This is a genomic window from Corynebacterium confusum, assembly GCF_030408715.1.
Taxonomy (GTDB): Bacteria; Actinomycetota; Actinomycetes; order Mycobacteriales; family Mycobacteriaceae; genus Corynebacterium; species Corynebacterium confusum.
This window is the reverse complement of record NZ_CP047202.1, coordinates 1,220,986-1,235,917: the sequence shown is the minus strand read 5'-3', so window position 1 is coordinate 1,235,917 and position 14,932 is coordinate 1,220,986. Positions and strand designations below refer to the sequence as shown.

Here is a 14,932-nt window from a genome sequence, read left to right as displayed (position 1 = left end):
GTAACGCGGCGACACCCAACCGTCACAGTCAAGGCTATTTGGTTGATTTTACGCGCGCGGGTGGGCCGTCCGCCACACCTCGCGGAGGGAATCCGCGCTGACGTGGGTATAGATCTGCGTCGTCGTCACCGAGGAATGCCCCAGCAGCTCTTGCACGGTGCGCACGTCCGCGCCGCCCTCCAACAGGTGCGTGGCAAAGGAATGGCGCAGGGTATGCGGTGAGATCTTTTTGGTCAGCCCGGCCCGCCCCACGGCCTGTTGGATAACCGCCCACGCGGATTGGCGCGACAGGCGCTTGCCGCGGGTGTTCAAGAACACCGCCGGGCTTAGTCCGCGGCTCAGAGCCGAGCGCCCGCGCACCAGGTAGGCGTCTACGGCGGCCTGGGCCATCGAGCCGACCGGCACTAGGCGCTGTTTGCCGCCCTTGCCCTCGAGCTTGAGGATGCCTTCGTCACCGGAGACCTCATCCACGTCCACGCGCACGAGCTCCGAGATGCGCGCGCCGGTGCCGTAGAGCATCTCCAGCAGCGCGCGGTCGCGCAGATCCAGCGCGGTGGCCTCCGGACCCTGGGGCACGGCATCGATGAGAGCGGCGACCTCGTCGACGGACAGGGTCGCGGGAAGGTGGGTTCCCGTCGCAGGTGGCGAGACCTCCGCGGCCACGTCGACGGCCACCTCCCCCTCGGTCACCGCGAATTTGTGCAGCCCACGGGCCACGACGAGCGCGCGGTTGGCCGAGGAGGCGGCCAGCGGCTTGTGCCCGGCATAGCCGCGGCGGAGATCCGCCATATAGGCCTCGACCTGGCTGGTGGTCACCTCCCGAAGATCACTAACTCCGGCCTGCTCCAGCCATTCCAGGTAACGGTTGACGTCCCGTCGGTAGTTACTCAGCGTATTGCCCGCGGCGCCGCGCTCGACGGCCAGGTGGTTGAGCCAGGTATCCGCCACCTCGCGCAATGGGCTGTGGTGATCATTCACCGCTGTTGGCTCACAGCTTCTTGAGATCGGGGCCGGGCCGGCGCGCCGCGATCGAAGTCGGACGCAGCTCAAAGGGGGCATCGACCCCGCGCAGGGTACGCCCGCCCTGCTGGTAGGCGAAGGCCGCGAGGATGCCGGCAACCGCGATGGAGTTGACCACCTGGCCGGAAAAGACCATGTCGACGGCCTCCCCCAGGTCGAACCAGGCGCGTTCCATGTCCGCCTCCTCGTCGCCCACCGCATCCAGCTGTTCCACCTCGCGCAGGTTCTGGGCCAGGTAGATCCGGCTGGCCTCCTCGCAGAAACCGGGAGAGGTCACGATGTCGGCCAGGACCGCCCAGTCGTCGGCGGCGAGGCCGGCTTCTTCCTGCAGCTCCCGCTGGGCGCCGTCAAAGGCGGGCTCGTCCTTGACGTCGAGCAGCCCGGCGGGGATCTCCCACAGCCGCTGCCCCACCGAATGGCGGTACTGCCGGATGAGCGCTACCTGGCCTTGATCGTTGAGTGCCACGATGGCGACCGCGCCCATGTGCTCGACGACCTCGCGGTAGGCGTGGTGGTCATCCGGCATGGAGACCAAGTCCTTGCGGACGGCGATGATCGGAGCATCCAGGAGGAGCTCAGAATCGAGCGTTGTAAATTCGTGGGCCACGGTACCCCTCTCGTGCTAGTTGGATTCGGGCTTGGCCGGCGCGGCGGCTTCCGCCGAGGCCGCGGAGCCATAAGCGCCGTGTCCGCCATCGAGCTGCTCGGCGATCGCCAGGACCGCCGCCATCCGGGCGAAGGAGCGGTCCACCGAGTCCACGGTGGAGACCTGCGAGTCGGAACCGCGCAGCGAGCCGATCACGCCGTCCGGGGCGGCCTGCTCCACGCGGCCGGCCACGACGGTGTTACCGCCCACCTCCTCGAGCGCCTCGGCGAAGGTGCCCAACGTCTCCGTGGAGTAGCCTTCCTTCTCCGAGCCGGTAACCAGCAGGATCGCCTGCGCCGAGCGCATGGTGCCGTCCTCGTAATCGATGAAGCCGGCCTTGCGCAGCGCCTGCAAGAGCTGGGCGCGGTCGTCGACGCTGGCCAGCGGCTGCGCGTCTTCCGGGTCCATGAGCATGGCTGCACCTAACGCCTGTCCAGCGTGTGTACCAGGCGAGATCTTGTCCTCGCTCAGCTCCGCCCCGGCGGGCAGGGTGTTGGCCACAATGGACTTGAGCTCGTCGGCCTTGTCCTGGGTGAAGAAGTCTTCGGTCAGCTTGAGGTGGCCGGCCTTCGGCGCGCCGGCGCTGTGCAGCAGGGACTGCAGGCCGCGCAGATCGCCGTCGGAGGCGTCCGGAGTGCTGATGACCAGCACCGGGCGATCGCTCAGGGTCTCGCTCACGGTCTCGGAGCTAAATTCCCGCACAACCGAGTCAGAAGAATTGGCTTGGGCGCGAGCGATCTCCTTATCCTGGACGGCCTTCTCGTAGTCGCTGCTGTGGTTGTTGCCGCCACCGGCCTGGGAGGTATCCATGGACGGGGCCAACACCAGTGCGCCCAGGGCAACGCCGGCGGCTACGCCGAAACCAAGCCCGGCGATGACGCCGCCGGGAACTGCGCCAGAGCCTTTCACTTGAACCACCCTTGGACAGTCAGCGCCAGGTTATTCCAGGTGTCGACGAGGTTGTCGGTGAAGCCGGCGTCGCCGCCGAGGCCGACCACCAGCACGATGACTGCCAGGGCGACCAGGATGCCCAGGATAGCCCACAGCCATGCGCTCCCGCCGCCGCGGTTGACCGTATAGAGGTTGATGATGGCGTCCGCATCCACCACGCGGGTTCCCGCTTTGACCCGCGACAGGAGTGCCGCCGGCGTGGCGTGCGGGCGGTCGGCGAAGACATCATCCAGATCCACGGAGTTGCCGACCTGCACGATCATCTGTGCGTCGTGGTAGTCGGCCAGCAGCAGCGCCAGGTCCGTCGCGGACTGGGTGGCCGCCGGGAAGGTCATCGCGCCAATACCCAGGTCCTGGATGCGCTCTAGGCCCTCGGCCGTGCCGTCCGGCTCGGCCGGCAGGATCACACGCGCGCCGGAGCGCAGCGTCTCGGCGGCAATACCCGCCGGGTTGCCCACGATGAGATCCGGCTTGTAGCCGAGCTCCACCAGGGTGTCGGCGGCCGCATCCACGCCGATCAGGTACGGCTCGTACTCGCGGATGAAGTTGTGCAGGTCCTTGACCTTGCCGCGGTGGCCCTCAGTGTCCGAGACCACGACGACCTTCCGGCCCTGCATTTCGGATCCCGCGTCCGGAACGCCGAGGCCGTCGATGAGCAGCGGGCCCTCGGAGTGGATGAACTCGATGGAGTTGCCGAAGTAGGCTTCCATGTGGTCGATGAGGCCGCGCTGGGCGTTGGAGAACTCGTCCTCGGCGGCGGCGCGCTCGACGAGCTTGCCCGTGCCGATCGCCTTGCTGCCGAGGTAGACCGTCCCATCGTCGGTGATCCGCGCCTTCTTACCGTCGCGGAACTCCGACATGAAGGCCTCGCCTAGGTCCTCGAGGAGAACGACCTCGGCGTCGAGCAGCATGTGCGGGCCATAATTCGGGATGGCGCCCGTGGTGAACTTGTTGAGATTGATTACGGCAGCAGGGGAAATATCCAACAAGGCCTGGGCTTCCTGGCGGGAGATATCTGCGGCACTAATGACGGCAATATCACCGGCATGGAACTTCTTCATGCCTTTGCCGCCCGGGGTGCAATCGCGCAATGCGCCGTGCAGCCCCGGCAGGTCGTCGTTGCGGGAAAACAAACTCATGTGTGGCATTGTTCCCTGTCCCGGGGCAAAAGTGGTCAAGGCGCGCGGAAAGATGCGACTTCCGCTTGGGCCTTATCGAATAATTCCGCTGCGTGGGCCCGACCGGTGGCCGTGTCGTCGAGGCCGGCCAGCATCCGCGCGAGTTCCTCAATGCGCTCCTGCCGGTCCAGGTTGGTCACCCCCGAGGTCACGGTCTCGTCGGAGACCTCCTTGGCCACGTGCAGGTGGGAGTCCGCGTAGGCGGCTACCTGCGGCAGGTGGGTGACCACGATAACCTGGTGGTTGCGGGCGAGCTTGGCCAGGCGGCGGCCGATCTCGACGGCCGCGCGTCCGCCCACCCCGGCGTCCACCTCGTCGAAGACCATCGTGCCGCCCTCGTTATCCGCGGAGAGGATCACCTCGAGGGCGAGCATCACGCGCGAGAGCTCACCGCCGGAAGCCGAGCTGGCCAGAGGGCGGGCGTCGGCGGCGTCGTTGGGCGCCATCGCCAGTTCCACCTCGTCCGCGCCGGTGCGCGAGTACTTCGCCGGCCGGACTGCTACCTCGATGCGCGCCTTGGGCATCGCCAGCCCGCGCAGCTCCTGGGTGACGGCCTCCGCCAACTCCCCTGCCGCCCGCGTGCGCTCCCGGGTCAGAACCTCCGCCGCGGCGATCATCTCCTTTTCCGCGGCGGCGACGTCCTTCTTCAGCTCCTCAAGCGCCTCGCTGGAGACATCCATCGTGCCCAGCTTGGCGACGGCCTCGTCCCGCCAGGCGATTACCCCCTGGATATCCGGCGCGTATTTGCGGGTGAGTTGTTTGAGCTCCTGCTGGCGGACCAGTGACTTTTCCAACAGGTTGGGGTCGGCCGGCAACTGGCCAAGGAATAACCCCAGCTCGCCGGAGATATCCGCCAGCTGGGCGGTGATCTCCTGCATCCTCTTTCCCAGCGCCTGCAGCTGAGAATCCGAGCTGGCAGCCAGCGCCGTCGCGGCGGCACCCAACTGCGTGGAGGCGGCCTCCTGCTCGGCGTAGCCGTCGCCGGCCGCGGCGCCGTCCGCACCCTCGATGCCCTCTGGGCCGTCGATGCCAGCCAACGCCGTGGTGGCCGCGTCCTGCAGGGCGTCGACGTCCTGCAGGCGCCGGATCTGCTCGACCAGCTCGGCATCTTCCCCCTCCGCCGGGCTAACCTTGTCAATCTCGTCGACGGCGAACTGCAGGCGGTCAACCTCCTGGGCCAGCTCCCGGCGGGATTCGGTCTTGCGCTTGAGTTCCCGGGCCAACTTGCGCCAGGCGGTGAACTTTTCGGTATAGGCCTCGCGCAGGCCGGGCAACGCCTCGTCCGAACGATCGAGCGCCGCTAGCTGCTGCTCTGGGGCGAGCAGGCGCAGCTGATCGTTTTGCCCGTGGATAGTTAGCACCTCGCCGGTGAACTCGGCCAGGGTGGCGGCCGGAACGGCCCGCCCGCCCAGGTGGGCCTTGGAGCGGCCGACCGCCCACACGGTACGGGTGGTGATGAACTCGCCGTTATCGTCGGGCTGCCCGCCGGATTCCTCGACGATCTCGGCCGCGCGCTGGGAGGAGGTAGCAAAGGTGCCTTCCACGACCGCCTTCTTCGCGCCGCTGCGCACCCGGGAGGCGTCCGCGCGGGCGCCGGCCAGCAGGCGCAGGCCGGTGACCACCATGGTCTTACCGGCACCGGTCTCACCGGTAAGCACTGTCAGGCCATCGGCGAGCTCGGCGCTCGACTTATGGATAACACCCAGATCTTCGATGGTGATATCGGTTAGCACGCCTATCACTGACTCCTTTACGTGGGGGGCGTTTAGCGTTGCGGTCCCCGCCAGCCCTCGACGGGAAGGCGCAACTTGGACACCAGGCGGTCCGTGAACGGGTGATCGTCAAGCCGGACCCAGCGCACCGGACGCTCGCCGCGGACGACCTCGACGCGGGAGCCGGGTGGCATGGCGATCTCGCGGAACCCGTCCATGTTAACCAACGCTGCCGACGTTTCGGAGGCGGATTCGACGGCCACGGTCGACTTCGGGGAAACGACCAGCGGCTTGGTAAACAGTGCGTGGGCGTTGTTCGGCACCACCAGGATGGCATCGAGCTCCGGCCACAGCACTGGGCCACCAGCAGAAAAGGCGTAGGCGGTCGAACCGGTAGGCGTGGAAATCAGAACGCCGTCGCAGCCGAAGCCCATGACCGGGCGGGCGTCGACCTCCAGGATGGCGTCTAAGACCCCGGAACGGTTCAGGTTTTCCATGCTGACCTCGTTGAGGGCCCAGCTGCGGCCGATCAGTTCATCGTCGGGGCCGGTGACCGTGACGTCGATGGTCATCCGGTCTTCGATGCGGTAGTGGCGGGCAACCACCCGTTCGATGGCCTTGTCCAGGGATTCGGCCTCCCATTCGGCCAGGAAACCGACGTGACCCAAGTTGATCCCCAGGACCGGCACGTCCACGGCGCGTGCCATGTCCGCCGCGCGCAGGAAGGTCCCGTCCCCGCCCAGGACCAGCACCAGCTCGCAGCCTTCAGCTGCCGCGGCGGTGTGCTGGACGTGCGGGAAGTCGGGCAGGATCTCGGCCGGGGCGCATACGCGCACGACGATGCCGGCCTCGTCCAGCAACTGCGCCGCCCGGTCCGTGGCCGCCAGGTTGGTGCTGCGGCCGGCGTGGGGAACCAACAGGATTTCCCGCTGCTGTGTCACCGAATTCTCCTGACTCACTGCGGCCCCTCCTTGATTGCCTTGCCGATCACTGACTCCAATTCTGCCCGCCCCGGTTGGGTCTTCGCCTCATCGGCGACCAGATGCAGGAAGTATTCCACGTTCCCGCTCGGCCCCGGCAGCGGCGAGGCACATACCCCGCGGCAGCTTAAGCCCAGCTCCTGGGAGAAAAGCGCGATGTCGGCCGTGACTTCGGCGCGCAGCTCCGGCGAGCGCACCACCCCGCCCGGCCCCAGGCGGTCCTTGCCAACCTCGAACTGGGGCTTGACCATGGGCAGCAAAAAAGCGCCGGGCCGCAGGCAGGACACGATAGCCGGCAGAACCAGCTTCAGGGAAATAAAGGACAGGTCTCCGACCATGGCGTCGGCCGGCTCGCCGATGGTATCCAGGTCCAGGTGCCGGATGTTCGTCCGGTCGAAGACCCTCACGCGCGGATCGTTTTGCAGACGCCAGAGCAACTGGCCGTAGCCCACATCGACGGAGAGTACTTCCCGGGCGCCGTTGCGGAGGCAGACATCGGTGAACCCGCCCGTCGATGCCCCGGCGTCGAGCACGCGTTTGCCTTCCAATGAGACATCAAAGGCTTCCAGCGCGCCCAGCAGTTTGTGGGCGCCGCGCGAGGCCCAGTCATCCTCAGGGGCGTGTTCGACCCGGATGGAGGCCTCCGGTTCCACAATAGTGGCCGGCTTGGCCGCCTTGAAGCCGTTGACGAAGACCCGGCCGCCCTTGATCATCTCGACGGCCTGCTCCCGAGAACGCGCGATTTTCCGCCGGACGAGCTCCGCGTCCAGCCTCCTGCGTGCTGGTGGCATCAGTTCTCCTGCAGCGCCGCACGCAGGACCTCGTGGGCGTTGTTGAGTTGGTCGACTTCCTCCGGCAGGTCCCCAGCCGGTTCGTTGAAGATCTCCGCGATCTTTGAGTCCACGTCCTCCGGGCTGACCTGGGTCTGCCGCGGATCGTGCGGGATCGGACGGGCCATCACCACCACGCCCCTGTGGCCTGGTCGGCGACGTCGGAGGCCGGGCGCACATACCGCGGCGGGTGCGGCATGGCCCAGGCCACCTCGAGCACGGTCCGCAACGCCTGCACCGGGGTCGCACCCGGGTCACCCGCGCTCAAGATAATGTCTTCGCCGTCGACGCGGGCGTGAAAGCCGCCCTGGGCGCCAGGTCGCAGCTCGGCTTCCGCCAGGTTGATATCCTGCAAAGACTCGCCGATAAAGGTCGGGCGCTGGTCTTCTTCGGCTTCGATGAGAGCCAGCGGTCCGGAGACCCCGGTCAGAACGTGGAAGGTATCAACCCCGGCGGCGTTGCCGCCCTGGATGTCGGTGTCCAAGCGATCTCCCACCGCCAGCGGCGCCTGCGAGCCAATCTCCTGGACGGCCTGGGTAAACATGGCCGCGGCAGGCTTGCCGGCGGAGGCCGGCTGTACGCCGGTTGCTGTGGATACCGCGGCGACCAAGGAGCCGTTGCCCACGGCCAGGCCGCGTTCCATAGGCAGGGAGGTATCCAGGTTGGAGGCATAGAACTTCGCCCCGTTGCGGATAGCCAAAGCCGCCTCGGTCAGCTCCGCCCATCCGATTGCGGGGTCGAAGCCCTGGAGAACTGCCTGCGGGCCATCGTCCGCACTGGTGACGACGTTAAAGCCCGCCTGACGGGCGAGCTGCCGGAAAGACTCCGCGCCGACGACGAGAACGGTCGCACCGGCGGGAAGCTCCTCACTGGCCAGGCTCAGGCAGGCCTGGGCCGAGGTCAATACGTGCTCCGGATCGGCCTTGATTCCCATGCCGACCAGCTTGTCCACGACGGCACCGGGGCTGCGGGAGGCGTTGTTGGTGATATACACGCACGGCAGACCGCAGGCGTTGATGATGTCCACACTGGCACCAATGGGCCGGTCGCCCTCCCATACAGTGCCGTCTAGGTCAAGCAGCAAAGAGTCGTGGGACTCCAACAGGGACGCCATCTACCCAAGTTCCTTTACGCGCTCGGCGGCATCGGTCCATTCGCCCTCATCAATGGCGACGGTGTGCTGGAACCAGTCCTTGGCCTCGTCCTTGCGCCCGGCCAGATCCAGCGCGTTGGCGTAGGCGTAGGACAAACGGCAGGCGCTAATCCCGCGGTCGTCCCTGTTCGGGTTGAGCCGGGACAAGGTCACCACGGCGGATTCGTTCTGCCCCAGATCCTGGCGAGCGCCGGCTAGGACGATAGCTAGCTCGATCCGGGACTCGTCGTCGAGTTCCTTTGCCTCCGGCTCCCTCGCCAGTTCCAGGGCCTTCTCCGGCTTGCCCAGACCGCGCTCGCAGTCCGCCATCACCGCCATAAGCCCCGGGCCGCCCGAAATCCGCCGCGCGGCGCGCAGCTCCGACAGGCCTTCCTTCCACTCCTGGGCGCGGTAGGCGGCGATGCCGTTGACCTCCCGCACCACGGAGACCCGTCCCGCGCGGTTCTTCGCCGCCCGGGCGTGGCGCAGGGCCAGTTGCGGATCGTCATCCATCCAAGTAGCTGCCATGATCATATGCTTGGCGACGGCCTCGGCGTTGTCCTTGGACAGCACCTTCAGGTCCTGCAGAACCATCGGGTCGAGGTCCCGCACGTCGATATCGTTCGGCAGATCCGGGTCGGCCATGCGCTGGTTCAAACGCTCCTCGCGGAAGCCACTGCGCTGGGGGTGATTACGGCGCTGCTGGGAATTGGACTTGCCCCCGCGACCCTTGTGGGCCGGCTTGCGCCCGCCCCGATTGCCGCCGTTGCGACGACGTTCATCCCGGGAGCCTTCCGAGCGCTTCCCGTAGGGCTTGCGACCACCCTTGTGGCCACCGCCGCGACGCTCTCCGCCGGCGGAATCAAAAGACTTACGGCCACCTTCGTTGTCTGACATACCTAAATCCATTTCTACCATCGCGACAGCAAACTAATACCCGCCCATTCTACTAGGCCCGGCAGCTCAGTTAAGAACCCCCACCCGGCATGAACTAACAGCACGTGGTCTAGAAACCAGCAAGCCTGATGCGAGCATGCTAAAGCGCTCGGTAAGACAGTCATCGGGTGACTGCCCTACCGAGCGCTACTACTTATTAAGTTATTCTTTCGTTTGGTGTCGGCGGTAACCTACTCTCCCACAACCTCCCGGTTGCAGTACCATCGGCGCGACGCAGGCTTAGCTTCCGGGTTCGGAATGGGTCCGGGCGTTTCCCTGCCGCTATTGACCACCGACAAACATCCGGGACACACATGTGGTGTCTGGTCCGGGGTGTTGTGTCAGATACTGCATAGTGGACGCGAACACGACAAAGTGACGATATCTTGTGTTTTGTTTTGTTCCACACAATAGTTTGTGTGGTGTTGGTTGTTTGGCCGATTAGTACCAGTAGCCTCCACATCTTACGATGCGCCCAGGTCTGGCCTATCAACCCGGTAGTCTTCCGGGGGCCTAATAATGAAACCTCATCTTAAAACAGGCTTCCCGCTTAGATGCTTTCAGCGGTTATCCCTCCCGTACGTAGCCAACCAGCCCTGCCACTGGCGTGACAACTGGCACACTAGAGGTACGTCCGTCCCGGTCCTCTCGTACTAGGGACAGCCTTCTTCAAGTTTCAACGCGCGCGGCGGATAGAGACCGAACTGTCTCACGACGTTCTGAACCCAGCTCGCGTGCCGCTTTAATGGGCGAACAGCCCAACCCTTGGGACCTACTCCAGCCCCAGGATGCGACGAGCCGACATCGAGGTGCCAAACCATCCCGTCGATATGGACTCTTGGGGAAGATCAGCCTGTTATCCCCGGGGTACCTTTTATCCGTTGAGCGACACCACATCCACAAGTAGGTGCCGGATCACTAGTCCCGACTTTCGTCCCTGCTCGAGCCGTCACTCTCACAGTCAAGCTCCCTTGTGCACTTACACTCACCACCTGATTGCCAACCAGGCTGAGGGAACCTTTGGGCGCCTCCGTTACATTTTGGGAGGCAACCGCCCCAGTTAAACTACCCACCAGGCACTGTCCCCAACCCAGATCATGGGCCAAGGTTCAGGCATTCACTACCATCAGAGTGGTATTTCACCAACGACTCCACCACCACTAGCGTGATAGCTTCACAGTCTCCCACCTATCCTACACAAACGATAGTAAATACCAATACCAAGCTATAGTGAAGGTCCCGGGGTCTTTTCGTCCTGCCGCGCGTAACGAGCATCTTTACTCGTAATGCAATTTCACCGGGCCTGTGGTTGAGACAGCAGAGGTCTCGTTACGCCATTCGTGCAGGTCGGAACTTACCCGACAAGGAATTTCGCTACCTTAGGATGGTTATAGTTACCACCGCCGTTTACTGGGGCTTAAATTCTCCGCTTCGGAACCAAAGGTTCCTAACAGGTCCTCTTAACCTTCCAGCACCGGGCAGGCGTCAGTCCATATACATCAACTTCACGTCTTCGCATGGACCTGTGTTTTTGATAAACAGTCGGACCCCTCTATTCTCTGCGACCACCACCAGCACACACACCGCAAAGAGTATGGCACCAGCAGTGGCCCCCCTTCTCCCGAAGTTACGGGGGCATTTTGCCGAATTCCTTAACCACAGTTCACCCGAACGCCTTAGTATACTCAACCTGACTACCTGTGTCGGTTTAGGGTACGGGCCGTACACCCACTCACTAGAGGCTTTTCTCGACAGTACAGGATCACCAACTTCACCCTCACGGGCTACGCATCACGCCTCGACCATACATGGTGCGGATTTAACCTACACCACAGTCTGCACGCTTACACCAACAATCCAATAAGTGGCATGGCTACCAACCTGTGTCACCCCATCGCTTGGACCACAGTTCAGGCCCCACGCATATCAACCACGACAATGCCCTCGAAAGGGCGAGTACATGGCGATATGGGTGGTTAGTATCACTGCTTTACCATTGGGCGCGGATATACGGGTACCAGAATATCAACTGGTTATCCATCGACTACGCCTGTCGGCCTCGCCTTAGGTCCCGACTCACCCTGGGAAGACGAACTTGACCCAGGAACCCTTAGTCATCCGGCGGGTAGGATTCTCACCTACCAATTCGTTACTCATGCCTGCATTCTCACTCGCACACACTCCACAGCGCCTTACGATACTGCTTCCACACGTGCACGACGCTCCCCTACCCAACAAAACATTGTTGCCGCGGCTTCGGCGGTATGCTTGAGCCCCACTACATTGTCGGCGCAGAACCACTCGACCAGTGAGCTATTACGCACTCTTTCAAGGATGGCTGCTTCTAAGCCAACCTCCTGGCTGTCTTCGCGATCCCACATCCTTTTCCACTTAGCATACCCTTAGGGGCCTTAACCGGCGATCTGGGCTGTTTCCCTCTCGACTATGAAGCTTATCCCCCACAGTCTCACTGCCACGCACACACTAGCGGCATTCGGAGTTTGGCTGATGTTGCTAAGATTGTAGTCCCGCTCAACCAACCAGTAGCTCTACCTCCACTAGGCTTAAAAAACGTAACGCTGCACCTAAATGCATTTCGGGGAGAACCAGCTATCACGGAGTTTGATTGGCCTTTCACCCCTACCCACAACTCATCCCCGCAGTTTTCAACCTACGTGGGTTCGCGCCTCCACAACCTCTTACAGCTGCTTCACACTGGCCATGGGTAGATCACCCCGCTTCGGGTCCAGGACATGCCACTGACAACACCCCATTAGGATTCGGTTTCCCTACGGCTACCCCACACGGGTTAACCTCGCGACATGCCGCTGACTCGCAGGCTCATTCTTCAAAAGGCACGCCATCACACACAAACAAGTGCTCTGACGGATTGTAAGCACATGGTTTCAGGAACTATTTCACTCCCCTCCCGGGGTACTTTTCACCATTCCCTCACGGTACTCAATACACTATCGGTTATTGCACGTATTTAGGCTTACCGGGTGGTCCCGGCAGATTCACAACAGATTCCACGAGCCCGTTGCTACTCGGGGACAACAACAATCATGACAAGTATGCCTTCACCTACAGGACTCTCACCTACTCCGGTTGACCATTCCAAGCCAATTCAGCTAACACACACACCACAACGAAGCACTGGTAGACACTTCAACGTTGAAACCCCACAACACCGCATGCGCAACCCCTACCAAGTATCACACACACACGGTTTAGCCTCATCCACGTTCGCTCGCCGCTACTAGCAGAATCATTATTATTTTCCTCTCCTACGGGTACTGAGATGTTTCACTTCCCCGCGTAACCCCCACACCCACTATGAATTCATGGGCAGGTACCACCCCACAACGAGTGGCAGGTTTCCCCATTCGGACATCCTCGGATCAACGCTTACTTGACAACTCCCCGAGGCTTAACGCAGCCTGACACGTCCTTCATCGGCACACAATACCAAGGCATCCACCATGCGCCCTTCACACAACGAACACACACCACCACAAACACAGCCCACAAAGACTGCCCTCATGGCGGGTGAACACACAAAAATTAAGAAAAACAAGAAATCACATCACACCACACACAAACAACCACAACAGTTGCTCACATGCAGTACATGCTCGCGTCCACTATACAGTTCTCACACAACACCCAACACACACCACAACCAACCACACCATGGCCAACTGCTAGTCGTGTGTTAGCACCAGGACAACACTAATGCCCCAGACACCCAACAATGCACCAACATACCCAAAACAAACCAACACATGGAATATAAGCATTTGCGAAAAAGAATGATTGCACCCAGCCTCATTCACTGGGGGCATGCGTCCACCCGATTAAACAAATGATGACAGTGCCATACACAGACACATCAGCCACCAACACCCACAACCGTGGGCCAATAAATGAAAACTCCTTAGAAAGGAGGTGATCCAGCCGCACCTTCCGGTACGGCTACCTTGTTACGACTTCGTCCCAATCGCCGATCCCACCTTCGACGGCTCCCTAACACGTTTGGGCCACCGGCTTCGGGTGTTACCAACTTTCATGACGTGACGGGCGGTGTGTACAAGGCCCGGGAACGTATTCACCGCAGCATTGCTGATCTGCGATTACTAGCGACTCCGACTTCATGGGGTCGAGTTGCAGACCCCAATCCGAACTAAGGCCAACTTTAAGCGATTAGCTCCACCTCACAGTGTCGCAACGCATTGTATTGACCATTGTAGCATGTGTGAAGCCCTGGACATAAGGGGCATGATGATTTGACGTCATCCCCACCTTCCTCCGAGTTAACCCCGGCAGTCTCTCATGAGTCCCCAACCAAATGCTGGCAACATAAGACAAGGGTTGCGCTCGTTGCGGGACTTAACCCAACATCTCACGACACGAGCTGACGACAACCATGCACCACCTGTATAAAGGCCACAAAGGGAAACGACATCTCTGCCGCGAACCTAAATATGTCAAGCCCAGGTAAGGTTCTTCGCGTTGCATCGAATTAATCCACATGCTCCGCCGCTTGTGCGGGCCCCCGTCAATTCCTTTGAGTTTTAGCCTTGCGGCCGTACTCCCCAGGCGGGGCGCTTAATGCGTTAGCTACGGCACAAAACCCGTGGAAGGGTCTCACACCTAGCGCCCACCGTTTACGGCATGGACTACCAGGGTATCTAATCCTGTTCGCTACCCATGCTTTCGCTCCTCAGCGTCAGTAACTGCCCAGTAACCTGCCTTCGCCATCGGTGTTCCTCCTGATATCTGCGCATTTCACCGCTACACCAGGAATTCCAGTTACCCCTACAGTACTCAAGCCTGCCCGTATCGCCTGCACGCCCGGAGTTAAGCCCCGGAATTTCACAGACGACGCGACAAACCACCTACGAGCTCTTTACGCCCAGTAATTCCGGACAACGCTCGCACCCTACGTATTACCGCGGCTGCTGGCACGTAGTTAGCCGGTGCTTCTTATCCAGGTACCGTCACAAAACGCTTCGTCCCTGGCGAAAGGAGTTTACAACCCGAAGGCCGTCATCCCCCACGCGGCGTCGCTGCATCAGGCTTCCGCCCATTGTGCAATATTCCCCACTGCTGCCTCCCGTAGGAGTCTGGGCCGTATCTCAGTCCCAATGTGGCCGTCCACCCTCTCAGGCCGGCTACCCGTCGCCGCCTTGGTAGGCCATTACCCCACCAACAAGCTGATAGGCCGCGGGCTCATCCTACACCGAAAAAACTTTCCACCACACACACCAAAGTGCGGTCCTATCCGGTATTAGACCCAGTTTCCCAGGCTTATCCCGAAGTGCAGGGCAGATCACCCACGTGTTACTCACCCGTTCGCCACTCGAGTACTCCAGCAAGCTGAAGCCTTTCCGTTCGACTTGCATGTGTTAAGCACGCCGCCAGCGTTCGTCCTGAGCCAGGATCAAACTCTCCACAAAAAGGCTCGTGAAAAGCCCAAACCTAACAAACAAAACCAACACACAACACACAAACCATGCGCTGCATACTGACCAAAAAAGAATTACT

General features: G+C 62.0%; 10 protein-coding genes and 3 rRNA genes. All 13 read right to left on the bottom strand.

The features are described 5' to 3' along the window. Positions 1-48: 48 nt before the first annotated feature. The 13 genes from xerD to CCONF_RS05725 all read right to left on the bottom strand — a co-directional run bounded on the left by xerD (position 49) and on the right by CCONF_RS05725 (position 14,844). Positions 49-978, bottom strand: a complete 930-nt coding sequence (gene xerD, locus CCONF_RS05785; RefSeq protein ID WP_290226159.1) for a site-specific tyrosine recombinase XerD — start codon at positions 976-978, stop codon at positions 49-51. A gap of 10 nt (positions 979-988) precedes the next feature. Next, complete coding sequence (locus CCONF_RS05780; protein ID WP_290226157.1) at positions 989-1,627, bottom strand: NUDIX domain-containing protein; 639 nt, start codon at positions 1,625-1,627, stop codon at positions 989-991. A gap of 15 nt (positions 1,628-1,642) precedes the next feature. Continuing rightward, positions 1,643-2,575 carry a copper transporter gene (locus tag CCONF_RS05775; RefSeq protein WP_290226154.1) on the bottom strand — a complete coding sequence of 311 codons (933 nt, stop codon included), beginning with the start codon at positions 2,573-2,575 and terminating at the stop codon, positions 1,643-1,645. Then, positions 2,572-3,765 carry a putative cytokinetic ring protein SteA gene (gene steA, locus CCONF_RS05770; protein ID WP_290226152.1) on the bottom strand — a complete coding sequence of 398 codons (1,194 nt, stop codon included), beginning with the start codon at positions 3,763-3,765 and terminating at the stop codon, positions 2,572-2,574. The genes CCONF_RS05775 and steA overlap by 4 nt, the downstream gene beginning before the upstream one ends. A gap of 26 nt (positions 3,766-3,791) precedes the next feature. After that, positions 3,792-5,528: a DNA repair protein RecN gene (gene recN, locus CCONF_RS05765; RefSeq protein ID WP_290226150.1), complete on the bottom strand. Its 1,737-nt coding sequence runs from the start codon at positions 5,526-5,528 to the stop codon at positions 3,792-3,794. 32 nt (positions 5,529-5,560) lie between these two features. Further along, on the bottom strand, positions 5,561-6,448 hold the full coding sequence (locus CCONF_RS05760) for an NAD kinase (RefSeq protein ID WP_435384099.1): 888 nt from the start codon (positions 6,446-6,448) through the stop codon (positions 5,561-5,563). 14 nt (positions 6,449-6,462) lie between these two features. Continuing rightward, positions 6,463-7,278, bottom strand: coding sequence for a TlyA family RNA methyltransferase (locus CCONF_RS05755; protein ID WP_290226146.1), 816 nt, complete (start codon positions 7,276-7,278; stop codon positions 6,463-6,465). Continuing rightward, positions 7,278-7,445 (bottom strand): hypothetical protein, encoded by a 168-nt coding sequence (locus tag CCONF_RS05750; RefSeq protein ID WP_290226144.1) that lies wholly within the window; start codon positions 7,443-7,445, stop codon positions 7,278-7,280. Before CCONF_RS05750 ends, CCONF_RS05755 begins: the two co-directional genes overlap by 1 nt. Beyond that, on the bottom strand, positions 7,445-8,431 hold the full coding sequence (locus CCONF_RS05745) for an HAD-IIA family hydrolase (RefSeq protein WP_290226142.1): 987 nt from the start codon (positions 8,429-8,431) through the stop codon (positions 7,445-7,447). The genes CCONF_RS05750 and CCONF_RS05745 overlap by 1 nt, the downstream gene beginning before the upstream one ends. Then, positions 8,432-9,346: a hypothetical protein gene (locus CCONF_RS05740; RefSeq protein ID WP_353959518.1), complete on the bottom strand. Its 915-nt coding sequence runs from the start codon at positions 9,344-9,346 to the stop codon at positions 8,432-8,434. A 217-nt stretch (positions 9,347-9,563) separates the two neighbouring features. Continuing rightward, positions 9,564-9,682: ribosomal RNA gene (rrf, locus tag CCONF_RS05735) — 5S ribosomal RNA — on the bottom strand. 123 nt (positions 9,683-9,805) lie between these two features. After that, positions 9,806-12,891: ribosomal RNA gene (locus CCONF_RS05730) — 23S ribosomal RNA — on the bottom strand. Between the two features lie 435 nt (positions 12,892-13,326). Further along, a 16S ribosomal RNA gene (locus CCONF_RS05725) occupies positions 13,327-14,844 on the bottom strand. Together the 16S, 23S and 5S rRNA genes form the textbook arrangement of a ribosomal RNA operon. Positions 14,845-14,932: the final 88 nt, after the last annotated feature.